Genomic DNA, 21,700 nt, shown 5'->3' with positions numbered 1-21,700 from the left:
GGCGTAGGGTTGTGAGAGTGAGTGAGCTGCATCCCGTCATCCGCCCGCGTCGCCTCCGGCAGTCTCCGGCCCTCCGTCGCCTGACCGCGGAGACGCGGCTCCACCCGGCGGAGCTGATCCTGCCGATGTTCGTCCGCGAGGGCACGAACGAGCCCGTCCCGATCGGCTCGATGCCGGGGGTGCAGCAGCACTCGATCGACTCCCTCAAGCGGGCCGCGGTCGCTGCGGCCGAGGCCGGCGTCGGCGGCGTGATGCTCTTCGGCGTCCCGGAGGTGCGGGATGCCGTCGGCAGCTCCGCGACCGACCCGGAGGGCATCCTCAACGTCGCCACCCGCGCCCTGGTCTCCGAGGTGGGCGACGCGCTCGTGGTGCAGACCGACCTGTGCCTCGACGAGTTCACCGACCACGGCCACTGCGGCGTGCTCGACGCGGCAGGCCACGTCGACAATGACGCGACCCTCGAGCGCTACCGCGACATGGCCCTCGCCCAGGCGGAGGCCGGTTCGCAGCTGCTCGGGCTCTCCGGGATGATGGACGGTCAGGTCGGCGCGGTGCGCGAGGCGCTGGACGCCGCCGGCCGGCACGACGTCGTGCTGCTCGCCTATGCGGCGAAGTACGCGTCCGCCTTCTACGGCCCCTTCCGCGAGGCCGTCGACTCCCAGCTCTCCGGCGACCGCCGCGCCTATCAGCAGGATCCGGCCAATCGCCGCGAGGGGCTGCGCGAGGCCCGGCTCGACCTCGACGAGGGCGCGGACATCCTCATGGTCAAGCCCGCACTCAGCTATCTGGATGTGCTCAGCGATGTGGCCGCGATCAGCGACGTGCCGGTCTGGGCGTACCAGGTGTCGGGCGAGTACGCGATGGTGGAGGCCGCGGCCGCCCACGGCTGGATCGACCGTCGCCGCATCGTGGAGGAGACGCTGATCGGCGCCCGTCGAGCGGGAGCCGATGCGATCATGACCTACTGGGCGACCGAGGTGGCGGGATGGCTGCGATGAGCGACGAGCACGCACGCGACGACCAGGGCGGATCCATCGATGGCGGATCCATCGATGGCGGAGACATCCAGGGTCTCGCCGACGGGGCAGCACTCGGCGACGTGAACCTCGCACAGTTCGAGCGTGCGCAGCGGGTGATCCCCGGTGGCGTGAACTCGCCGGTGCGCGCGTTCCGGTCCGTCGGCGGCACGCCGCGCTTCATGGTCTCGGCCCGCGGGCCGTACATCACGGACGCGCAAGGTCGCGAGTACGTCGACCTCGTCGCGTCGTGGGGCCCGGCCATCCTGGGCCACGCCCATCCGGCGGTGGTCGCCGCCGTGCAGGAGGCCGCCGCGAAGGGCCTCTCGTTCGGCGCGTCGACCCCGGCCGAGACCGAACTGGCGGAGGCCGTGCTCGGCCGCGTGCCGTTCATCGAGAAGCTGCGCATGGTCTCCACCGGCACGGAGGCGACGATGACGGCCATCCGTCTCGCGCGCGGCTTCACGGGGCGCCCGCTGCTCATCAAGTTCGCCGGTCACTACCACGGCCACTCCGACGGCCTCCTCGCCGAGGCCGGTTCCGGCCTCGCGACGCTGTCGCTCCCCGGCTCGGCCGGCGTGACCGAGGCGACCGCCGCCCAGACCCTGGTGCTGCCGTACAACGACCTCGACGCGGTCCGCGCCGCCTTCGAGGCGAACGGTCCCGACATCGCCGCGGTCATCACCGAGGCGGCGGCGGCGAACATGGGGGTCGTCCCGCCGGATCCCGGCTTCAACGCCGCCCTCGCCGACCTCGCGCACGAGTTCGGCGCGCTGCTCATCCTGGACGAGGTGCTCACCGGCTTCCGGGTCAGCGAGGCCGGGTTCTGGGGTCTCGATCGGGGCTACACGCCCGATCTCGTCACGTTCGGCAAGGTCATCGGCGGGGGGATGCCGCTCGCGGCACTCGGCGGTCGTGCCGAGCTGATGGACTTCCTCGCGCCGACCGGCCCCGTCTACCAGGCCGGCACCCTCTCCGGGAACCCGGTCGCCGTCGCTGCGGGACTCGCGACCCTCGCACACGCCGACGAGGCCGTCTACGACCGGCTCGACGTGGTCGCCGAGACCGTCTCATCGGCCGTCTCCGACGCGCTCGCGGCCGAGGGGGTCGCGCATCGCGTGCAGCACGCCGGCAACCTGTTCAGCTTCGTCTTCGGCGATTTCCCCGCGGCCCCGCGGACCTACGCCGAGGTGCAGACGCAGGAGGCGCTCCGCTACCGTGCGTTCTTCCACGCCATGCTCGACGCGGGGGTCTCGCTCCCGCCGAGCGTCTTCGAGGCGTGGTTCGTGACCGCGGCCCACGACGACGCCGCGGTCGGCCGCATCCTGGACGCGCTCCCCGGTGCGGCCCGGGCTGCCGCGGCGGCTACGGCGCCGGCCGTCTAGTCGTCCGCCGCCGAGCGCGGCGGGGAGAGCGTCTGCACGTAGCTGTAGGTCGCCGTCGCCGGCCAGCCGTCGGCGTCGAGCAGGGCGTAGATGTCGTAGATGCCGCCTCCGGATGCGCTCCGGCGCAGCGTGCGGGGCGGCACGTCCGACGGGGCGCGCTCGGTCACCGTGCGCGGTGTCTCGCCCTCACGCAGAAGGCGGGCGCGGAAGGTGGTGGTGCGGGTCACCGGACCACCTTCTCACACCCGCCTCCGCCTAGGCTTGGCCGTGCGAGGCCCTCGACCTGCGGGACAGCGAGTCGATGATGACCGCGAGCAGCAGCACGGCGCCGGTGATCATGAAGCGGTACGACGAGTCGAGGTTCATCAGGGTCAGGCCGTTCGAGATGGACTGGATGACCAGGATGCCGAGCAGCGCCGACCACGCGGATCCGCGCCCGCCGAAGAGGCTCGTCCCGCCGATGACCGCCGCGGCGATCGCGTTGAGGTTCGTGTCCGTGCCGCCGGATCCGGCGCCGACGGATGCGAGCCGGGCCGCCGCGAGAAGGCCGCCCACCGCTGCGAAGGTGGAGCAGAGGATGAACACGCTGATGAACACGCGGTTGACCTTGATACCGGCTCGCCGCGCCGCTTCGACCGAGCCGCCGACTGCGAACACGGAGCGTCCCCATCGGGTGCGGGTGAGGAAGAAGTTCATCACGATCACGAGGATCACGAAGAACAGGAACATCGCGCCCGTGCCGCGGTCCGTGGAGAGATACCAGACGGCGATGCAGAGGCCGACGAGCAGCAGGAGGGCCTTCAGGATCATGACGGAGGCGGAGCCTTCGGAGAGTCCCGCGCGGCGACGACGCGTATTGCGCCGCCAGTCGGCGAGGAACATCCCTCCGGCCGCGATGACCGCCAGGGCGTACGCCGCCCACGGCGGCAGGAAGGTCTGCTGGGCGAACTGCACGATCCACGAGTCGTAGGGGATGTTGATCGAGCTGTTCGGGCCAAGGATCCACAGCTGCACCCCGAGGAAGCCGAGGAGGCCGGCGAGTGTGATCACGAAGCTCGGGACGCCGAATCGGGTGAAGAGCAGCCCGTAGACGTAGCCGATGAGACCGCCGGCGAGGATCGCGACGATCACGGTCGCCCAGAGCGGCCAGTGCAGCTGGGTGAAGCCGACGCCGAGGATGGCGGCCGAGACGCCGCTCACCGATCCGACCGACAGGTCGATCTGGCCCAGGAGCAGCACCAGGACGATGCCGATGGAGATCGTGCCGATGGCCGCGCACTGCAGGGTGAGGTTCACCAGGTTGTTGGCGCTCAGGAAGTTCGGGTTGAGCACCTGGAACACGACCCAGATGACGACGAGCCCGACGACGACCGGCAGCGAGCCGAGGTCGCCTCCGCGTACCCGGCGCCCGAAGGCGCGCATGGCGCCGCCCAGCCCCTCGTCGCGGATCAGGCGCTCGTCCTGCAGGTCGGCCGCGGCCTCCGCGGGGGTCTCCGCTGTTGTCTTCGTCATGCGTCGGCCTTCCCTTCGCTGATGTCGGGTTCAACGGCGCGGCCGGCACGGCGGCTCACGACGTTGTCCGTCGCGCCGGTGATCGCGGAGATGATCTCCTCGTAGCTGACGTCCGCCACATGGAAATCGCCGTTGTTGCGTCCGAGCCGCAGGACTGCGACACGGTCGGCGACGGCCTGGACGTCGGCCATGTTGTGGCTGATGAGCAGCACCCCGAGCCCTCGCTCGCGCAGACGCTCGATGAGGTTGAGCACCTCGGCGGTCTGCGCGACGCCCAAGGCGGCGGTCGGCTCGTCGAGGATCACGACGCGCGGGTCGCCGATCAGCGAGCGGGCGATGGCGACCGTCTGGCGCTGGCCTCCGGAGAGCGAGGCGACCGCGATCCGCACCGAGGGGATGCGCGCCGAGAGCTGCCGGAGCAGGCTCCACGAGCGCTTCTCCATCTCCTCCTCGTCGAGGGTGCCATGGGTGATCTCCCGGCCCAGGAAGAGGTTGGAGACCACGTCGAGGTTGTCGCAGAGCGCGAGATCCTGGAACACGGTCGCGATGCCGAGCTCGCGCGATGCGGCGGGCGACGGGATGCTGACGTCCTGCCCGTCGAAGGTGACCGTGCCCGAGTCCTGCGGGTGCACACCCGCGAGGATCTTGACGAGCGTGGACTTGCCTGCGCCGTTGTCGCCCACGAGGGCGACGACCTCGCCGGGGTAGACGTCGAGGTGGATGTCGGTGAGCGCCTGCACGGCGCCGAAGCCTTTCGAGACGCCGCTCAGCGAGAGCACGGGCCGGCGATCGGTCCGCTCCTCCTCGGCGATCGCGGTTTCCATGGTCACGGCGTTCTCTCCTTCGAGGTGAGCTGGGTGGTTCGGGTCAATCGTAGGGCGGGTGCACGCAGCCCTCCAGGTGCGTTCGGTCGCATCTGGAGGGCCGCGCTGCTAGGCGTTACTTGATTCCGTACTTGTCGCACGCCGCCTTGTAGTCCGCGGTGCAGATCTTCGCCGCGGAGTCGGCACCGTAGAACTCGTCCTTGACGACGGTGCTCTCGATGTTGTCGGTCGTGACCGCGACCGGCTTCAGGAGGAACGACGCGATCTTCGCGCCGCCCGCGGTGTCGACGCTCGTGTCACCGGCCGGCTTCTGGGCCTTGGTGAGCGCGATGGCGAGCTCGGCCGCCTTCTCGGCCTCCGGCTGGATGGCCTTGTAGACGGTCATGTACTGGTCGCCGGCGAGGATGCGCTGGATGCCCGCGAGTTCGGCGTCCTGACCGGTGACCGGCGGGATCGGCGAGACGTTGGCCGCCTTGAGCGCGGCGATCGCGCCGCCGCCGGTGCCGTCGTTGGCCGCGTAGACGGCCTTGATCTGGCTGCCGAACTGCGTGATCTGGCCGGACACCCAGTTCTGGGCCTGCGCCGGGTCCCATCCTGGGGTGTCGTACTCGGCGAGCACCTTGTAGCCGCTCGAGTCGATCACGCTGTGCGCGCCCTTCTTGAACAGGGTGGCGTTGTTGTCGGTGGGGGATCCGTTGACCATCAGGATCCCGCTGCCGGCGGCGACGCCGTCCTTCTTGAGCTTGTCGACGAGGGCCGTGGCCTGCAGCTTGCCGACCTCTTCGTTGTCGAAGGAGATGTAGTAGTCGACGTCTTTGCTGTTGATGAGGCGGTCGTAGGAGATGACCGGGATGTTCTTGGCCTTCGCCTCGCCGACGATGGAGGCCGCGGCCTCGCCGTCGAACGGGTCGAGGACGAGGACCTTGACGCCCTGGGTCAGCATGGACTCCGCCTGCTGCTGCTGCTTGCTCGCATCGCCGTCGGCGTTCGCGTAGAGGACCTTGCAGTCGGGGCAGAGATCTTTGATCTTCGCCTCGAAGAAGGGCTTGTCGGCCGCCTCGTAGCGGGCGGTCACGGAATCAGGGAGGAGGAGGCCGATCTGGGCCTTCGAGGCGTCCGCCGTGGAGGAGCTTCCACTGCCGGAGCCGTTCGAACACGCGGTGAGACTGAGTGCTGCGAGGAGGACCGCGGACGCCGCGATCATTCCTCTCTTGGTGGCGATCTTCATTGAAAAACCTCCGGTTCGAGCCCGCCGTCCTTGGCGGCTGGGTTGAGTGTGTCAGGTGCGAGTCTTGGCGTCAATACTTGAAGCCAACGCATTCGATAACGGTTCGTCACGTTTGGGGGACAGTGGGGGGCAGTGCGGTGGGGGTGGTCAGTTGGAGGCGCTCTGGGGCGTCAGGGAGACCCGGTCGACCGCGTACGCCACGGCCCCGAGGGTGGCCGCCCGGGTGCCGAGCTGCCCCTGCACGATGTCGGGCATGAGCTCCTCGCCGACGATGATCGAACGCTCGACCGCGTGCCGCATCGGCCCGAGCAACAGCTCGCCCGCCCGTGCCAGCTCGCCGCCTACGACGACCCGTTCCGGATCGAGCAGGTTGCAGAGGTTCGCCGTCGCCACCCCGATGTGTTTTCCCGCGTCGGCGATGGCACGGATGCAGCGCGCATCCCCCGCCATCGCCTGCAGGACGACATCGCCCAGCTTGAGGCTGCCCAGGTGGTCGCGCAGCTCGTCCAGGATGGCCGGACCGCCCGCGATCGCCTCCAGGCAGCCGCGGTTGCCGCACCGGCAGAGCGGCCCGTTCTCGCGGATGGTCGTGTGGCCGAACTCGCCGGCGACGCCGTTGTTCCCGCGGAAGAGCTGGCCGTTCAGCAGCAGCCCGGCCCCGATCCCGTCGCCCACGTCGAGGGTGATGGAGTTGCCTTTGCCCCGGCCCGCGCCGAACCGGGACTCGGCGAGCGCCGTCAGGTTCGCCGCGTTGTCGACGAAGACGGGACGCTTGACGCGGCGTTCCATGGCCTCGGCGACGACCACGCCGTCCCAGCCGCGCATGATCCCGCTGCGCGCGATGGTGCCGCTCGCGCGATCGAGCGGGGCGGGGAGCGCGATGCCGACGGCGAGCACCTCGTCGCGCGACGCCTCCACCGAGTCGAGCATGTCGCTCAGCAGCATCGAGACCTTGTCGAGCTCGTTGTCGGCCCGGTGGTCGCGGGCGAGCGGCATGTGGTTCTCCGCCACGACCGTGTGCGCCACGTCGGCGAGTGCCACGCGCATGTGACGCGTGGAGAAGTGCACGCCGACGACGAGTCCGAGCGCGTGCGCCAGGGTGACGTGCTGGGCGCGCCGGCCGCTGCGGATGCTCTGGGTGGTGTGCAGCACGCCGGAGGTCGACAGCTCCTTCACGATGTTCGACACCGTGGCGGGGGAGAGGCCGGTCGCTCCGGCGAGTTCGACCTGCGTCAGGCCGCCGTGCTTCTTGATGGCGTCGACGATTCGAGCCCGGTTGGCTTCACGAAGTGAAGTCTGCGAGCCCGGAGTCCGTCTCTGGGTTGCCACGACGAGAAGGATACATGCAGCGTCGGCGCTCGGACCCGTCGCCCACAAGCCAACGGTTATGGCTTTGTGAGGTTCGGCACTGCCGCACGCTCCGAGTGCTTGGCAGGATAGACGTATGGCCGACCTGCACGTTCACCCCGATCGCTTGGAGATCCATCTCACGCGAGCGGAGAAGGTGCTCGCGCTCAAACGCGACGACCTGGTCATCCCGCGCGAGAGTATCCGTTCGGTCGCCATCACGGAGGACCCGTGGATCTGGATCCGCGGCATCCGCGCACCCGGCGCCGCCGTGCCGCTCACGCTGTCGGTCGGCACCTGGAAGTTCCACGGAGGCCAGGACTTCCTGCTCATCAAGGGCAAGCAGCGCGCCGCCGTTGTGATCGACCTCGACGGCGAGGACTACTCGCGGGTGATCGTCTCGACGCCGCACGCCGCGAAGCTCGTCGAAGCGCTCCGGGTCGACGTCGGCGACATCCCCGCCGAGGGCGAGATCATCGAGTAGACCGCGGGTCAACCGGCCTGTGCGACGACGAACAGCACCAGCCCGATGAGCGGGGGGAGCCCCTGCACCAGCGCGGCCGACGGCGTGCGGCCGCCGACGGTCAGCTGCACGACCGCGGCGAGCACCATGCAGGTGCACGTGAAGAAGACCAGCCCGAAGCCGACGTGATGCAGGGTGGTCCAGTACAGGACCAGCCCCACCACGGCTCCCGCGGCCAGGAACAGGTTGTGGAATCCCTGCGTGTAGGCGAGGGGTCGCGTGACGTCGGCGTCCCGTTGCGACGCCACGCCGTAGCGGCGCCAGACGGCCGGAGTCGACCACGCGATCGTCTGCGATGCGAACACGGCGAGATGCACGATCGCAGCGAGTGAGACGAACACGGACGCAACGATGGCCATGGCGGGAGGATACGCTGCGGAGGCATGGAACTGCTTCAGGCGGACTGCGTGATCTCGGGAGGCGGTCCGGCCGGCGTGATGCTCGGTCTCCTCCTCGCCCGCAACGGGCTCGATGTCGTCGTGCTGGAGAAGCACGCGGACTTCTTCCGCGACTTCCGCGGCGACACCATCCATCCCTCCACCGTCGGCGTGCTCGGGGAGCTGGGGCTGCGCGAACGGTTCCTCGGTCTGCCGCACACGAGCGTGCGCACCTTGGACGCCGTCGTGAGCGGCACGCGGCTGCATCCCGTCGACTTCGCGCGGCTCGGCCCGCCCGACGACTTCCTCGTGCTGGCGCCGCAGTGGGACTTCCTGTCCTTCCTCGCCGCGGAGGGCGCCCGGTGTCCCGGGTTCCGGCTGCTGATGGAGACGACGGCGACCGGACTCACCTGGTCCGAAGGAGCCGTGTCGGGACTCACGGCGACCGGTCCGGAAGGCGAGCTGGCGATCGCCGCGCCGCTGACGGTCGCGGCCGACGGGCGCGACTCGGCGTTGCGCGAGGCGGCCGGTCTGCGGCCACGGCGGTTCGGAGTGCCGATCGACGTGCTCTGGTTCCGGGTCCCGAAGCCGGCGGAGACCCCGCCGAGCACCCTGGCCTATCTGCGGCACGGGTCGATGGTCATCACCATCGACCGCGGCGACTACTTCCAGACGGGCCTCGTCATCGCGAAGGGCGGCATCGACCAGCTGAAGGCGGCCGGGCTGCCCGCGTTCCGGGATGCGGTGGCCGCGGCCGCGCCCTTCCTCCGCGAGCCCCTGGAGATGATCGACGACTGGGACGGCGTCAAGCTCCTGAGCGTGCAGATCGACCGGCTGGACCGCTGGTACCGCCGCGGCTTCCTCGCGATCGGCGACGCCGCACACGCGATGTCGCCGGCGTTCGGCGTCGGTGTGAACTACGCCGTGCAGGATGCGGTGGCCGCGGCGAACGCGCTCGTCGCGCCCCTGCGCGTGGGCGAGGTCGACCTGCGCGTGCTCGACGGCATCCAGGGTCGCCGGTTGCCGCCCGTCGCCACGATGCAGCGCATCCAGCTCGCCGCGCATCGCGGTATCGCGCGCCCCGGCGGGCCGGAGGGGCTGCCCGACCCGCTGCCGCCGGCCGTGCGGGCGGCGCTCGCCGCAGCGACCCCTGTGCTGCAGCGGGTGACCGCGCGGCTGATCGGGCGCGGGCTGCGGCCGGAGTCGGTGCTGCCCGAGCTGCGCCAGGAGACGCTAGCAGTCTCCAGGAGTCGCTAGGACAGTCGCTAGGAGAGCAGCATCAGGATGAAGCCGATCAGCGGCAGCGTCCCCTGCGTGATGGCGGCGCGCCAGTACCCCTTGCCGGTGGTGAGCAGCACGACCGACGCCGCGAACATGCACGCCATCGTGAACAGGATGAGCGCCAGCCCGGCCGGGTGCAGCCCGACGCCGTAGAGGATCAGCCCGACGACCGCGCCGATCGCGAGGAACAGGTTGTAGAAGCCCTGGTTGTACGCCATCGGCTTCGTGGTGTCGGCCGCCTGCTGGTCGGCGACCCCGAAGCGCTTCCACACCGCCGGGCGGCCCCAGGCGACGCTCTCCATGAAGAAGATCGCGACGTGCAGGGCGGCGGCGAGCGTGACCACGACGGTGGCGAGGACGATCATGCCGCCAGCATACGGGGACGCCGGGCGGATGCGTCGTCAGGCGCGCACGTCGACCACGGTGCGGCCGCGCAGCCGGCCGGCGAGGATCTCGTCGGCGGCGGGGACGGCCTGCGCGAGCGGGATGACGCTGGTCATCGCCGCCAGCGTCTCCTCCTCCAGGTCGGTCGCGAGCCGGCGCCACGCGGTCTCGCGCAGCGCGGCGGGCGCTTCGACCGAGTTGATCCCCACCAGGGTCACGCCGCGCAGGATGAACGGGAGCACCGTCCCCGGGAGGTCGGCTCCCTGCGCCAGCCCGCACGCCGTCACCGTGCCGCCGTAGCGGGTCTGCGCGAGCGCGTTCACGAGGGTGTGGCTGCCCACGGCATCCACCACGCCGGCCCAGCGCTGGCTCTGCAGGGGCCGCCCCGGGTCGCTCAATTTCGCCCGGTCGATGATCGACGTCGCCCCGAGGCCGGTGAGATATCCCGAGAGCTCGTCCGTGCGACCGGTGGAGGCGGTCACCGGATAGCCGAGCCCGGCCAGCACCGCGATGGCCACCGAGCCGACGCCTCCTGCCGCTCCGGTGACGAGCACGCTGCTGCCGCTTGCGCGCACCTCCTCCGGGTCCACCCCGTTGCGCTCGAGGGCCAGCACGGAGAGCATCGCGGTGAATCCGGCCGTGCCGATCGCGGCCGCCTGCGCCGACGAGATCGCGTCCGGGATGCGCACGAGCGCGTCGCCGCGAACCCGGGCGCGCTCGGCCAGACCACCGTGATGCGACTCCCCGATGCCGTCGCCGTTCAGCACGACGCGGTCGCCCGGTCGCCAGCGCGGGTCGTCGCTCTTCTCGACCGTGCCCACCAGGTCGATGCCCGGGATGAGCGGCGACGTGCGCGCGACTCCGGGGCGGCCTCCGATGGCGAGGCCGTCCTTGTAGTTGAGGTCGGAGTACTCGACGGCGACCGTCACGTCGCCCGGCATCAGGAACGCGTCGGTCACCCGGCGCACCTCCGCCGTGTGGGCGACGATCGCGCCGCCCTCGATCTCCTGCTCGATCACGATCGCCCGGAAGTCGCTCATGACGGCAGCCTACGCGGGGCGTTCGTGGTGTTCGCGGGGCGGCGGACGTCAGTTGAGTGCACGGGTGCCTTCGGGGAGGGCTCCGCCGGCGTAGATCGCCTGTGCGGCGTCCTGCAGCGCGGTCAACGCGACCCGCTGGGTCCACGGGCCGTACGAGACGCGGGCGACACCGAGCTCCTGCAGGCGAGCGGGTGCGAGCGAACCCGGCACGGCGATGACGCTCAGCGTGCGCTCGCCCAGCCCTGCGACGAGCGCTGAAACCGTCGGCTCGTCGAGCAGTCCGGGCACGAAGACGCTCGTGGCCCCGACGTCGAGGAAGGCGCGACCGCGTCGGACCGCCTCCTCGATCTTCTCCTCGACCGTGGGGTGCGCGTCGCGCAGGAAGACGTCGGTGCGCGCGTTCAGCGCGAACGGCACACCCTCCGCGTCCGCAGCCTGCACCGCGTCGCGGGCGACGGCCACCGCCTCGTCGAAGGGCCGCATCCTGTCCTCCAGGTTCGCGCCCACCACGCCGACGCCGATCGCCCGGCGGATGGTCTCGCCGGCGTCGCCGTAACCGCCTTCCAGGTCCGCGCTCACGGGCAGATCGGTCGCGGCGACGATCCGTCCCACCATGTCGAGCATGAGATCGAGCGGGATCTTCTCGCCGTCCTCGTAGCCGAGGGTCGCCGCGATCGAGTGGCTGGCCGTCGCGAGCGCGCGGGTGTCGGGCAGGGCGGCGATCGCGGAGGCGCTGATCGCGTCCCACACGTTGACGACCTGGAGCAGTTCGGGGGCGTGGTGGAGGCGGCGCAGCTCGGTGCCGCGTTCGGTGATGGTGGCCATGCCGCCACCCTACGACGGTGCGCCCGTGCCCTCTAGGATGTCCCCATGACGCAGGTGGAGGCTCCCGGCCCAGCGCCTCGCGACGCCCCGGCGGAGGGTCGCAAGACCCGCTCGGCGACGGCCCGTCGCGTCTCCGTCAATGCCGTTCTCGACTACGCCTTCTTCATCTTCGGCGGCGTCTCCGCCGTCTGGCTGGCGTGGCTGGTGCTCACCGAGAGCTTCGGCTGGGGCTGGTTCCTGGTCCTGTTCTTCGTGCTGTTCTGGCTGGTGCTCGCGTACCTGGTGCTGCCGCGGCTGCATCGCATCCTGACCCAGATCTACGTGCCCGACTACTTCATCGGCCGCGCCCGGACGAGCGACGGCCTGCTGGGCGATCCGGTGAACCTCGCCCTGCTCGGCTCGGAGGAGCAGCTCGACGACGCCATGCGTGCCGCCGGCTGGACCCGGGCCGACGACGTGACGCTGGCGTCGAGTCGCCGCATCGTCACCTCGACCCTGCTGCGGCGCAGCTACGACGAAGCCCCCGTGAGCCCGCTGTTCCTGTTCGGACACCAGCAGGATGCCGCCTATCAGCAGGAGGTGCTGGGCAATCCGGCCAAGCGTCACCATGTGCGCTTCTGGAAGTGCCCGGAGGGCTGGCTCCTCCCGGGCGGCCACCAGGTCGACTGGCTGGCGGCGGGAACGTTCGACAAATCGGTCGGCTTCTCGCTGTTCACCCTGCAGATCACGCACAAGATCGACGCGAACACCGACATCGAGCGCGATCACATCGTCTCCACCCTCCGTGCGGCCGACATCGGGGTGGAGGTGGAGGTCATCCGCGACTTCTCGACCGGCTATCACTCGCGCAACGGCGGCGGCGACAGCATCGAGACCGACGGCGACCTCCCCATCATCGATCTGGGACGCGTACCCGTCGACGCGGAGGCCGAGCGGATCGTCCAGCAGGCGGAGGCCCGGCGGATCGCGTTGGCCGAGCGCCGCCCCACACCGACCGCCCTCGGCTTCCTCCTGATGCTCCTGCGCGTGGGGGCCGGCGTGCTGTTCATCGTGCTCACCGTCTTGAGCTGGCGCGTCTGGGTGGGTTCGCTGTATGCCTCCGGTGACCTCGTCGGCGTCGACCGGCATCAGGCCGACGTCGTCTTCGGAGTGCTGCTCGGGATCTTCGGCGCCGGCCTGGTCTTCTACTTCCTCCTCGCGCTCCTGGTGTTCTTCGGCAGCAACTGGGCCCGGATCGCCTCGATGTCGTTCAGCTCGGCGCTCATCGTGTTCGCGGCGATCGACTTCTTCAACGGGGGCCCGCAGATCTCGCTCCGCAACAACCTGTTCGGCCTGCCGCTGGACATCCTGGTCGTGCTGGCGCTGTCGTCGCAGCGGGCTCGCCAGTGGGCGCGCCGCCCGCGTGGATCGCGCCGCACCGGCACCGCCGCGGCGGAAGCGCAGGCGCTCGCCGCGGCCCGGGCGCCCGCGGACGACACCACCACCGCATAGGCGGCGCCTCCGCGCCAGCCCCTACATCAACGTCTTCTTGCCTCCCGGGCCGGACGACTTGAGCGCCGCCTCCTCCGCGTCGAGGAAGGCCAGCACCGAACGCACGGCGGGTTCCTGGTAGCGGCCCTCCGCCCGGGCGCTCAGCACCGCCTGCCGTTCGGCCGTGATCATGGTGCGGCGCAGGTGACGGTACTCGAGCGGGGTGTCCTCGTTCTCGTCGGGGGACGGGTTCTCCAGGGCGTCCGAGAGGAACACGGCGTTGATCCGGAGCCGTTCGATCACGCGCTGATCCTCGTTGCCCGTCACCTGGCTGTCGAGGTGCTCGAGCCCTGCGGTCTGCGCTTCGGCGAGAAGGCGCTGCATCTCGCTGGCCTCCTGGGCGAAGTCGGGGGCAGGGAGGTGCAGGCGGCGAATGATCCACGGCAGGGCCAGCCCCTCCAGCAGGGTCGCGACCACGACCACGAACGCCAGGAACTGCAGGAACTCGCGGTGCGGCGTCCCGGTCGGCAGCAGGAAGACCGCCGCGAGCGTCACCACCCCGCGGATGCCGGCGAACGACACGGCGATCCCGGTCGGCCACGACCAGCCGCGCTCGCGCAGCCTCTGCGGGCCGTAGCGGTAGAGGGCGGTCGTGCCGACCATCCACGCGAACCGGGCCAGGAACAGGGCCAGCAGCACCACCACGCTGATGAGGACCGTCTCCCACACGGTGATGCCCGAGCGGAACGCGCCGTTCAGGATGCTGGACAACTCCAGCCCGATGAACAGGAACACCGCGTTCTCGAGCAGGAACTGGATGGTGCGCCAGTTGATCGTCTCGGCGATGCGCGCCTCCGCCGTCTGGATAGTCGGCGACCGGTAGCCGAGGTAGAGGCCGGCCACGACCACGGAGAGGATCCCGGACCCGTGCAGGAACTGCGACGGGATGAACGCCAGGTACGGCGTGATGAGACCGAGGGAGGTGTCGAGCACGGGGGAGCGCAGCTGCTTGCGGATGATCGCCAGCACCCAGCCGACGGCGAGCCCGACCCCGATGCCGACGACCACGGCGAGACCGAACTCGCCCGCGATCGCCCACGGGTTGATGACGCTGACGATCGCCGCGATGCTGGCGTTCAGGGCCACGAGCGCGGTCGCGTCGTTGAGCAGGCTCTCGCCCTCGAGCACCGTCACGAGCCGGCGGGGGAGGTGCCCGCGTCCCGCGATCGCCGTCACCGCGACCGTGTCCGTCGGTGCGACGACCGCCCCGAACGCGAACGCCGCCGCCAGCGTGATGGCCGGCACGACCAGCCAGGTCGCGAACCCGACGACGATCACGGTGAACGCGACGAGTCCCACCGAGAGCAGCAGGATGCCGTCGCGCCTGGCCCGCACGTCCACGATGGACGTCTGGATGGCCGCGGCGAACAGCAGCGGAGGAAGGAGCCCGAAGAGCACCACCTCGGGCTCCAGGGCGATCTGCGGCACACCGGGGATGAACGACGCGATGGCGCCGACGACCACCAAGACCACCGGGGCCGACCAGCCGACGCGGCGGGACAGGCCGGTGACGGTGACCGTGACGAGGACGAACGACACGATCCAGACGATGGCGGCTACCGGATCCATGCTGTTCATGATGGCCGCAACGCGAAGAGACCAGCAATGGTTCCCGCGAGTCGGTGGATAACCCGTTCGCCCTCAGAGATGCGGAGCGTCAGGCGTGCGCGGGGCACCGCAGCACGTCGCACCCCTCGCACACGACGAGCTGCTCGCGGCACGACGGGTCGGCGCAGTTGCGCATCCGGCTGGTGGCGGCCCCACAGCCCGCGCACCGGCCGAGCACCGCGGGCTGCGCACCGAACGTCATCGAGCCGCGCCCGTCGAAGACGTAGAGCGAACCCTCCCAGAGACCTTCGTCGCCGTACGTCTCCCCGTACCGGACGATGCCGCCGTCGAGCTGGTACACCTCCTCGAACCCGCGGGACTTCATCAGGCCCGACAGCACCTCGCAGCGGATCCCTCCTGTGCAGTAGGTGACGATCGGCTTGTCCTTGAGGTGGTCGTACGCGCCGCTCTCCAGCTCGGCGACGAACTCGCGGGTGTTCGACACGTCCGGCACGACCGCTCCGCGGAAGCGCCCGATCTCGGCCTCGAAGCGGTTGCGCCCATCGAAGAGCACCACATCGTCGCGCTCCTCCAGCAGCCGGTGCAGCTCCGACGGGGCGAGGCGCTCGCCGCCGTCGACGACCCCGGACGCGTCCACCTGCAGCTCGCCGGGAGCGCCGAACGACACGATCTCGTCCCTCACCCGCACCGAGAGGCGCGGGAAGTCGAGGCTGCGGCCGTCCTCGTCGAGACCGGATCCCTCGCTCCACTTCGCATCCAGGCCGCGGAACCCTGCGTACTCGCGCGTCGAGCGCAGGTAGCGCTTCACCGCGTCGAGCTCCCCGCCGACCGTTCCGTTGATGCCGTCCTTCGAGATCAGGATCCGGCCGCGCAGCCCGAGCCCCTCGCAGAGATCGCGCTGCCACAGCCGGATCGCCTCGGGGTCGGCGAGCGGCGTGAACGCGTAGTAGAGCAGGATCTTGGGGACGGGCACCCATCGATGGTAGGCGACCCGTCGGGCAGTGGGCCGCGCGCGCGAAACTTCGAACGCCCGAAGTTTCGTTCGCCAACTGTTCAGGCAGTTCCGGCAAGGTGGGAGTAGCGTCCCAGGCGCGCACTCCGGCAGAAAGGCGGTTCCTTGCGAACCCTCGTCATCATCCCCACCTATAACGAGCGGGAGAACGTCGGCCCGATCGTCGGTCGGGTGCGTGCGTCCGTCCCCGCGGTCGAGGTGCTCGTGGTGGACGACAACTCTCCAGACGGCACCGGGGAGATCGCGGACGCCCTCGCGGCCACCGACTCCAACGTGCACGTGCTGCACCGCGCGGGCAAGGACGGCCTCGGCGCCGCCTATCGCGAGGGGATGCGCTGGGCGCTCGACGCGGGGTACGACCGCATCGTCGAGATGGATGCGGACGGCTCGCACCGCCCCGAAGAGCTCCCGCGCCTGCTGGACGCATTGCGGACGGAGGCGGCCGGTGCGGAGGCGGCCGGTGCGGGTGCCGACGTGGTGCTCGGTTCGCGCTGGGTCGCCGGCGGCGGCGTCGTCAACTGGCCGGCCCGGCGACGCCTGCTCTCGCGTGGCGGGAGCGCCTACTCCCGGATCGCGCTCGGTGTCCCGGCCCGCGACGTGACCGGGGGGTACCGCGCGTTCACCGCCGACGCCCTCCGCCGCATCCACTTCGCCGATGTGGAGAGCCAGGGCTACTGCTTCCAGATCGACATGCTGCGTCGCGCCTACGGTGCGGGCCTGACCGTCGCCGAGGTGCCGATCACCTTCGTGGAGCGCGAACACGGTGCCTCGAAGATGACCGGGGGGATCGTGGCCGAGGCCATGCTCCGGGTCACGGGATGGGGCATCACCGGGCTCCCCGCGCGGTTCCGCCGCCGCCCGGCTCCGTCCGCCGTCTCCGAATCCGCTCAACGCGTCTGAGATCGCCCGCACGCCTGCCGTCGCCTGAGCGTAGGTTACGGATATGACCTCGAACGATCCCCTGGAGCGCTTCGGCGCCGTCCCCCGGTTCACCCTCACCAGCGACGACATCGCCGACGATCGGCCGCTCTCCCGTGAGCAGTGGGGCGCGGGCGGAGGCGGCGGAGACATCTCGCCGCAGCTGTCCTGGAGCGGATTCCCCGCAGAGACCCGGAGCTTCGCCGTGACCATCCACGACCCGGACGCCCCGACCGGGTCCGGCTTCTGGCACTGGGCCGTGTTCGATATCCCGGCCGACATCACGTCACTTCCGGCGGGAGCCGGAGCGGAAGGCGGGGCGGCCCTGCCGCAGGGAGCCGCGATGCTCTCGAACGAGCTGCGTTCGAAGAGCTTCACCGGAGCCGGCCCGCCGCCCGGGACGGGCACCCACCACTACCACGTGGTCGTGCACGCCCTGGATGTCGACCACCTCGATCTCGACCCCGAGTCGACGCCGGCGGTGCTGGGTTTCAATGCGCACTTCCACACCCTCGCGCGCGCCGTGCTCACCCCCGTCGCGACCGCAGGGGATATCTGACCGTCCGCTCGTGCGGCGCGTCAGCTCTTGCTGCCCGTGAGGGCGAGCACGCCGCCCAGCCCGATCATCATCACGCCGCCGGCCGCGCCGAGGCGCTCCACCCGCTTCGGCGATCGGCCGAACCACGCGCGCGCGGTCCCCGCCACGAGCGCCCACACGCTGTCGCAGAGCAGAGCGAGCACGAGGAAGACCACTCCGAGCTCGAACAGCTGCACGGGGATCGCCCCCGCCCGGTAGTCGACGAACTGGGGCAGCACGGCCACGAAGAAGACCAGGGTCTTCGGGTTGGTCAGTCCGACCAGGAATCCTTCGCCCAGGATGCGCCAGGGGGAACGGGAGGGTGCGGCCTCGTGGGTCACGGCGGTGTGCCGACGGTGCCGGATGGCCTGGATGCCGAGGTACACCAGGTAGGCCGCTCCGGCGAGCTTGATCACCGTGAACACGACCGCGGACTGCGCGACGACCGCGCCGATCCCGAGGGCGACGGCGGCCACCAGGGGCAGCATCCCGAGGGCGTTGCCCAGCACGCTGAGCAGACCGCCGGCGCGGCCCAGCGCGAGGGAGCGGCCGATGACGAAGAGCACGCTCGGCCCGGGGATGACGATGAGCGCCACCGAGGCCAGCGCGAACGCCAGGAGCGACGGTGCGGGAACCATGAGCAGAGCGTAGCGAGGTAGGTTCGATACGTGAAGATCCACAACGTCCGTGTGCACCGCAGCGATGAGAACCTCGCCCGACAGGACCAGCTCGCCTGGAAGATCGCCCAGGTCGCCGCCGACCCGGTGGAGGTCGACGGCGAGGTCGCCGACATGGTGATCAACCGGGTGATCGACAACGCGGCGGTCGCTGCAGCCTCGCTCACCCGCCGGCCGGTCGTCTCCGCACGGTCTCAGGCGCTGGCTCACCCGCTGCCGCAGCGTCAGCTCGAGGAGCTGGCCGAGGCCGCCGACCGCCCCCAGGACGGCGCGACCGTGTTCGGCGAGCAGGAGGCTCTGCGCGTCTCGCCCGAGTGGGCAGCCTGGGCCAACGGCGTCGCGGTGCGGGAGCTCGACTACCACGACACCTTCCTCGCCGCGGAGTACTCGCATCCCGGCGACAACATCCCGCCGATCACCGCCGTGGCGCAGCACGCCGGCCGTGCGTTCGGCCTCACGGGCCGCGACCTCGTGCGCGGCATCGCGACCGGGTACGAGATCCAGATCGACCTGGCGAAGGCGATCAGCCTGCACGCGCACAAGATCGACCACGTCGCGCACCTGGGGCCGTCCGCCGCGGCGGGCATCGGGACGCTGCTCGGCCTGCCGCCCGAGACGATCTTCCAGGCCATCGGGCAGGCGTTGCACACCACGACGGCCACCCGGCAGTCCCGCAAGGGCGAGATCTCCAGCTGGAAGGCGCACGCCCCCGCCTTCGCCGGCAAGATGGCGGTCGAGGCGATCGACCGGGCGATGCGCGGCGAGACCAGTCCGACGCCGATCTACGAGGGCGAGGACGGCGTCATCGCCTGGCTGCTCGACGGTCCCTCCGCGTCGTACGACGTCCCGCTGCCGGAGGCCGGGGAGGCCAAGCGCGCCATCCTCGACTCGTACACCAAGGAGCACTCGGCGGAGTACCAGGCGCAGGCCTGGATCGACCTGGCTCGCAAGCTGCATCGGGAGCACCCCGAGGCCGCGGATCCGTCGCGGGTGGAGTCGATCCTCATCCACACGTCGCACCACACCCACTACGTGATCGGCTCGGGTGCGAACGACCCGCAGAAGTACGATCCGACGGCGTCGCGGGAGACGCTGGACCACTCCATCCCGTACATCTTCACCGTCGCCCTGCAGGACGGCGGGTGGCATCACCTGGAGTCGTACCTGCCGTCCCGCGCCGCCCGGCCCGACACCGTCGCGTTGTGGGGCAAGGTGACCACGACGGAGGACACGGAGTGGACGCGCCGCTACCACTCGATCGATCCCGCCGAGAAGGCCTTCGGCGGGCGCGTGGAGATCCGCCTCGCCGACGGCCGCATGATCACCGATGAGATCGCCGTCGCCGACGCCCACCCGCTCGGAGCCCGGCCGTTCGCCCGCGCCGACTACGTCGCCAAGTTCCGTGCGCTCGCGACGGGCGTGCTGGAAGAGGCGGAGGTCGAACGCTTTCTCGCTCTGGCCGAGCGCCTGCCCGAGCTGTCGGCCGCCGAGCTCGGCGGCCTCACCATCACCGCTGCGCCGGGGGTGCTCGCGTCCGTGCCCACGCCGAAGGGACTCTTCTGATGCTCTACTCCTCCGTTCCCGCCCACGAGAAGCGTGCGGCGTTCCGTGCCCGTCTGGCGTCGGGCGAGCTGGTCAGGATGCCCGGGGCGTTCAACCCGCTGTCGGCTCGGCTCATCGAGCGCAAGGGGTTCGAGGGCGTCTACATCTCGGGTGCGGTGCTCTCGGCCGACCTCGGCCTCCCGGACATCGGATTGACCACTCTGACCGAGGTCGCCGGCCGTTCTGCCCAGATCGCGCGGATGACCGACCTGCCGGCCCTGGTCGACGCCGACACCGGCTTCGGCGAGCCCATGAACGTCGCCCGCACCGTGCAGACCCTCGAAGATGCCGGCGTCGCCGGCCTGCACATCGAGGACCAGGTCAACCCCAAGCGCTGCGGCCACCTGGACGGCAAGCAGGTCGTCGACGAGAACACCGCTCTCAAGCGCATCCGCGCCGCCGCCGACGCCCGGCGCGACCCGAACCTGCTGATCATGGCGCGCACCGACATCCGTGCCGTCGACGGCTTGGCCGCTGCGATCGACCGGGCCAAAGCACTTGTCGATGCCGGTGCCGACGCCATCTTCCCGGAGGCGATGGCCGATCTCTCCGAGTTCGAGGCCGTCCGTGCCGCCATCGATGTGCCGATGCTCGCCAACATGACCGAGTTCGGTAAGAGCGACCTCTTCACCGTCGACCAGCTCCGGGATGTCGGGGTCAACATCGTCATCTGGCCGGTGTCTCTGCTTCGTCTCGCGATGGGCGCCGCCGAGCGCGGTCTCGACCAGCTTCTCGGCGAGGGCACGCTGAAGCCGATGCTTGGCGAGATGCAGCATCGCGCCGACCTGTACGACCTGATTGACTACGAGGGATACAACGCGTTCGACACCTCCGTCTTCAATTTCGACGTGCGCCGCTAGCCACACACCCCGGCCGGCGGTGCGAACCGCCGGTGCGGTGCCACCTCACCTGCCAGGCAGCTGTAGCGAAGGAGCTCACATGACCGATCCGCAGATCCACAAGGGCCTCGCCGGCGTCGTGGTGGACACGACCACCGTCTCGTCCGTGAACCCGGAGACCAATTCGCTGCTCTATCGCGGCTACCCCGTGCAGGAGCTGGCCGCCCAGTGCTCGTTCGAGGAGGTTGCGTACCTCCTGTGGAACGGCGAACTGCCCACCCCGGATCAGCGCGAGGCGTTCGAGTCGCAGGAGCGCTCCCTCCGTCGCCTCGACGATCGCACGCGCCGAGCGCTCGACGACATCCCCGCGTCGGCGCACCCGATGGATGCTCTCCGCACCGCGGTCAGCCAGCTCGGCGGTCTGGACGACACCCTCCAGCAGACCGATGGCATCCTCGACCCCGAACTGAACGCCGGCCGCGCGATCTACCTGTTCGCCCAGCTCCCCACCATCGTCGCGTACATCCAGCGCCGTCGTCGCGGCCTCGAGCCGGTCGAGCCTCGCGATGACCTGGACTACTCCCGCAACTTCCTCTGGCTCACGTTCGGGGAGGTCCCGGACGACGTGGTCGTCGATGCGTTCCGCGTCTCCCTGGTCCTGTACGCCGAGCACTCCTTCAACGCTTCGACCTTCACTGCCCGCGTGATCGCCTCCACTCTCTCTGACGTGTACTCCGCCGTCACCGGCGCGATCGGCGCTCTCAAGGGTCCTCTGCACGGAGGAGCCAACGAGGCCGTCATGCACGCCTTCGACGAGATCGGCACCGCCGACCGCGCCGAGTCCTGGCTCGACTCCGCTCTGGCCGAGAAGCGCAAGATCATGGGCTTCGGTCACCGCGTCTACAAGAACGGCGATTCGCGGGTCCCCACCATGAAGGCCGCCCTGGAAGCCCTCGTCGAGCACTACGACCGCCAGGAGATGCTGGACCTCTACAACGCTCTCGAGGCCGCGATGGGTGAGCGCAAGAACATCAAGCCGAACCTCGACTATCCGTCCGGGCCCGCCTACAACCTCATGGGCTTCGACACCGACACTTTCACCCCCCTCTTCGCTGCTGCACGCGTCACGGGCTGGACCGCCCATGTCTTCGAGCAGTACGCCGCCAATTCCCTCATCCGCCCCCTTTCCCAGTACACCGGCCCCGACGAGCGCCACCTCGACCGCTGAATCGTG

22 protein-coding genes are annotated in these 21,700 nt (G+C 70.3%); 10 read left to right on the top strand and 12 right to left on the bottom strand.

All coding sequences use genetic code 11. From position 1 onward, the window contains the following. The first annotated feature begins 26 nt into the window (after positions 1-26). Both hemB and hemL read left to right on the top strand, forming a co-directional pair. Positions 27-998: a porphobilinogen synthase gene (hemB, locus tag ACFVU2_RS03885; RefSeq protein WP_387872387.1), complete on the top strand. Its 972-nt coding sequence runs from the start codon at positions 27-29 to the stop codon at positions 996-998. After that, the gene (gene hemL / locus ACFVU2_RS03880; protein ID WP_387871237.1) at positions 986-2,401 is read left to right on the top strand and encodes a glutamate-1-semialdehyde 2,1-aminomutase; all 1,416 of its coding nucleotides are present in this window, start codon (positions 986-988) and stop codon (positions 2,399-2,401) included. Before hemB ends, hemL begins: the two co-directional genes overlap by 13 nt. On the opposite strand, the gene ACFVU2_RS03875 is transcribed toward hemL, so the two are convergent. The 5 genes from ACFVU2_RS03875 to ACFVU2_RS03855 form a co-directional block, all read right to left on the bottom strand. Further along, the gene (locus ACFVU2_RS03875; RefSeq protein WP_387871235.1) at positions 2,398-2,628 is read right to left on the bottom strand and encodes a hypothetical protein; all 231 of its coding nucleotides are present in this window, start codon (positions 2,626-2,628) and stop codon (positions 2,398-2,400) included. The genes hemL and ACFVU2_RS03875 overlap by 4 nt on opposite strands. 28 nt (positions 2,629-2,656) lie before the next feature. After that, the gene (locus tag ACFVU2_RS03870; protein ID WP_387871232.1) at positions 2,657-3,913 is read right to left on the bottom strand and encodes a sugar ABC transporter permease; all 1,257 of its coding nucleotides are present in this window, start codon (positions 3,911-3,913) and stop codon (positions 2,657-2,659) included. Continuing rightward, positions 3,910-4,737 (bottom strand): ATP-binding cassette domain-containing protein, encoded by an 828-nt coding sequence (locus ACFVU2_RS03865; protein ID WP_387872386.1) that lies wholly within the window; start codon positions 4,735-4,737, stop codon positions 3,910-3,912. Before ACFVU2_RS03865 ends, ACFVU2_RS03870 begins: the two co-directional genes overlap by 4 nt. Positions 4,738-4,852: 115 nt before the next feature. Continuing rightward, a complete protein-coding gene (locus tag ACFVU2_RS03860) occupies positions 4,853-5,965 on the bottom strand; it encodes a sugar ABC transporter substrate-binding protein (RefSeq protein ID WP_387871230.1) in 1,113 nt (370 codons plus the stop codon). Positions 5,966-6,112: 147 nt separating this feature from the next. After that, the gene (locus tag ACFVU2_RS03855; protein WP_387871227.1) at positions 6,113-7,294 is read right to left on the bottom strand and encodes an ROK family protein; all 1,182 of its coding nucleotides are present in this window, start codon (positions 7,292-7,294) and stop codon (positions 6,113-6,115) included. Positions 7,295-7,409: 115 nt separating this feature from the next. Between ACFVU2_RS03855 and ACFVU2_RS03850 the strand changes: the two genes are divergently transcribed. Then, entirely contained in the window at positions 7,410-7,796 is a 387-nt protein-coding gene (locus ACFVU2_RS03850; RefSeq protein ID WP_387871225.1) for a hypothetical protein, read from the top strand. A gap of 8 nt (positions 7,797-7,804) precedes the next feature. Here ACFVU2_RS03850 and ACFVU2_RS03845 read toward each other — a convergent pair whose 3' ends face one another. Then, positions 7,805-8,194 (bottom strand): DUF1304 domain-containing protein, encoded by a 390-nt coding sequence (locus ACFVU2_RS03845; protein WP_387871222.1) that lies wholly within the window; start codon positions 8,192-8,194, stop codon positions 7,805-7,807. Between the two features lie 24 nt (positions 8,195-8,218). On the opposite strand from ACFVU2_RS03845, the gene ACFVU2_RS03840 reads away from it, so the two are divergent. Then, the gene (locus tag ACFVU2_RS03840) at positions 8,219-9,469 is read left to right on the top strand and encodes an FAD-dependent oxidoreductase (RefSeq protein ID WP_387871220.1); all 1,251 of its coding nucleotides are present in this window, start codon (positions 8,219-8,221) and stop codon (positions 9,467-9,469) included. 8 nt (positions 9,470-9,477) lie between these two features. Here ACFVU2_RS03840 and ACFVU2_RS03835 read toward each other — a convergent pair whose 3' ends face one another. The 3 genes from ACFVU2_RS03835 to ACFVU2_RS03825 are packed head-to-tail and all read right to left on the bottom strand — an operon-like array spanning position 9,478 to position 11,742. Then, the gene (locus tag ACFVU2_RS03835; RefSeq protein WP_387871218.1) at positions 9,478-9,858 is read right to left on the bottom strand and encodes a DUF1304 domain-containing protein; all 381 of its coding nucleotides are present in this window, start codon (positions 9,856-9,858) and stop codon (positions 9,478-9,480) included. 36 nt (positions 9,859-9,894) lie between these two features. After that, positions 9,895-10,917 carry an MDR family oxidoreductase gene (locus ACFVU2_RS03830; RefSeq protein WP_387871216.1) on the bottom strand — a complete coding sequence of 341 codons (1,023 nt, stop codon included), beginning with the start codon at positions 10,915-10,917 and terminating at the stop codon, positions 9,895-9,897. Between the two features lie 48 nt (positions 10,918-10,965). Beyond that, on the bottom strand, positions 10,966-11,742 hold the full coding sequence (locus ACFVU2_RS03825; protein WP_387871214.1) for an isocitrate lyase/phosphoenolpyruvate mutase family protein: 777 nt from the start codon (positions 11,740-11,742) through the stop codon (positions 10,966-10,968). Between the two features lie 45 nt (positions 11,743-11,787). On the opposite strand from ACFVU2_RS03825, the gene ACFVU2_RS03820 reads away from it, so the two are divergent. Continuing rightward, the gene (locus ACFVU2_RS03820) at positions 11,788-13,233 is read left to right on the top strand and encodes an LssY C-terminal domain-containing protein (protein WP_387871212.1); all 1,446 of its coding nucleotides are present in this window, start codon (positions 11,788-11,790) and stop codon (positions 13,231-13,233) included. Between the two features lie 21 nt (positions 13,234-13,254). Here ACFVU2_RS03820 and ACFVU2_RS03815 read toward each other — a convergent pair whose 3' ends face one another. Then, positions 13,255-14,841 carry a Na+/H+ antiporter gene (locus ACFVU2_RS03815; protein ID WP_387871210.1) on the bottom strand — a complete coding sequence of 529 codons (1,587 nt, stop codon included), beginning with the start codon at positions 14,839-14,841 and terminating at the stop codon, positions 13,255-13,257. An 88-nt stretch (positions 14,842-14,929) separates the two neighbouring features. Then, positions 14,930-15,814: a rhodanese-related sulfurtransferase gene (locus tag ACFVU2_RS03810; RefSeq protein ID WP_387871207.1), complete on the bottom strand. Its 885-nt coding sequence runs from the start codon at positions 15,812-15,814 to the stop codon at positions 14,930-14,932. A gap of 144 nt (positions 15,815-15,958) precedes the next feature. Between ACFVU2_RS03810 and ACFVU2_RS03805 the strand changes: the two genes are divergently transcribed. Together ACFVU2_RS03805 and ACFVU2_RS03800 are read left to right on the top strand one after the other, a co-directional pair. Next, positions 15,959-16,753 carry a polyprenol monophosphomannose synthase gene (locus ACFVU2_RS03805; protein WP_387871205.1) on the top strand — a complete coding sequence of 265 codons (795 nt, stop codon included), beginning with the start codon at positions 15,959-15,961 and terminating at the stop codon, positions 16,751-16,753. A 43-nt stretch (positions 16,754-16,796) separates the two neighbouring features. Further along, positions 16,797-17,330, top strand: coding sequence for a YbhB/YbcL family Raf kinase inhibitor-like protein (locus tag ACFVU2_RS03800; protein WP_387871202.1), 534 nt, complete (start codon positions 16,797-16,799; stop codon positions 17,328-17,330). Positions 17,331-17,350: 20 nt separating this feature from the next. Here ACFVU2_RS03800 and ACFVU2_RS03795 read toward each other — a convergent pair whose 3' ends face one another. After that, positions 17,351-17,986 (bottom strand): LysE family translocator, encoded by a 636-nt coding sequence (locus ACFVU2_RS03795; RefSeq protein ID WP_387871199.1) that lies wholly within the window; start codon positions 17,984-17,986, stop codon positions 17,351-17,353. A 30-nt stretch (positions 17,987-18,016) separates the two neighbouring features. Between ACFVU2_RS03795 and ACFVU2_RS03790 the strand changes: the two genes are divergently transcribed. The 3 genes from ACFVU2_RS03790 (at position 18,017) to ACFVU2_RS03780 (ending at position 21,694) form a co-directional block, all read left to right on the top strand. Then, a complete protein-coding gene (locus ACFVU2_RS03790; protein WP_387871197.1) occupies positions 18,017-19,588 on the top strand; it encodes an MmgE/PrpD family protein in 1,572 nt (523 codons plus the stop codon). Continuing rightward, positions 19,588-20,487 carry a methylisocitrate lyase gene (gene prpB, locus ACFVU2_RS03785; protein WP_387871195.1) on the top strand — a complete coding sequence of 300 codons (900 nt, stop codon included), beginning with the start codon at positions 19,588-19,590 and terminating at the stop codon, positions 20,485-20,487. Before ACFVU2_RS03790 ends, prpB begins: the two co-directional genes overlap by 1 nt. 79 nt (positions 20,488-20,566) lie before the next feature. Further along, complete coding sequence (locus ACFVU2_RS03780) at positions 20,567-21,694, top strand: bifunctional 2-methylcitrate synthase/citrate synthase (RefSeq protein WP_387871193.1); 1,128 nt, start codon at positions 20,567-20,569, stop codon at positions 21,692-21,694. The last annotated feature ends 6 nt before the right edge of the window (positions 21,695-21,700 follow it).

Source organism: Leifsonia sp. NPDC058194, from assembly GCF_042883605.1.
Taxonomy (GTDB): Bacteria; Actinomycetota; Actinomycetes; order Actinomycetales; family Microbacteriaceae; genus Leifsonia.
This window is presented reverse-complemented; position numbering and strand designations above follow the sequence as displayed.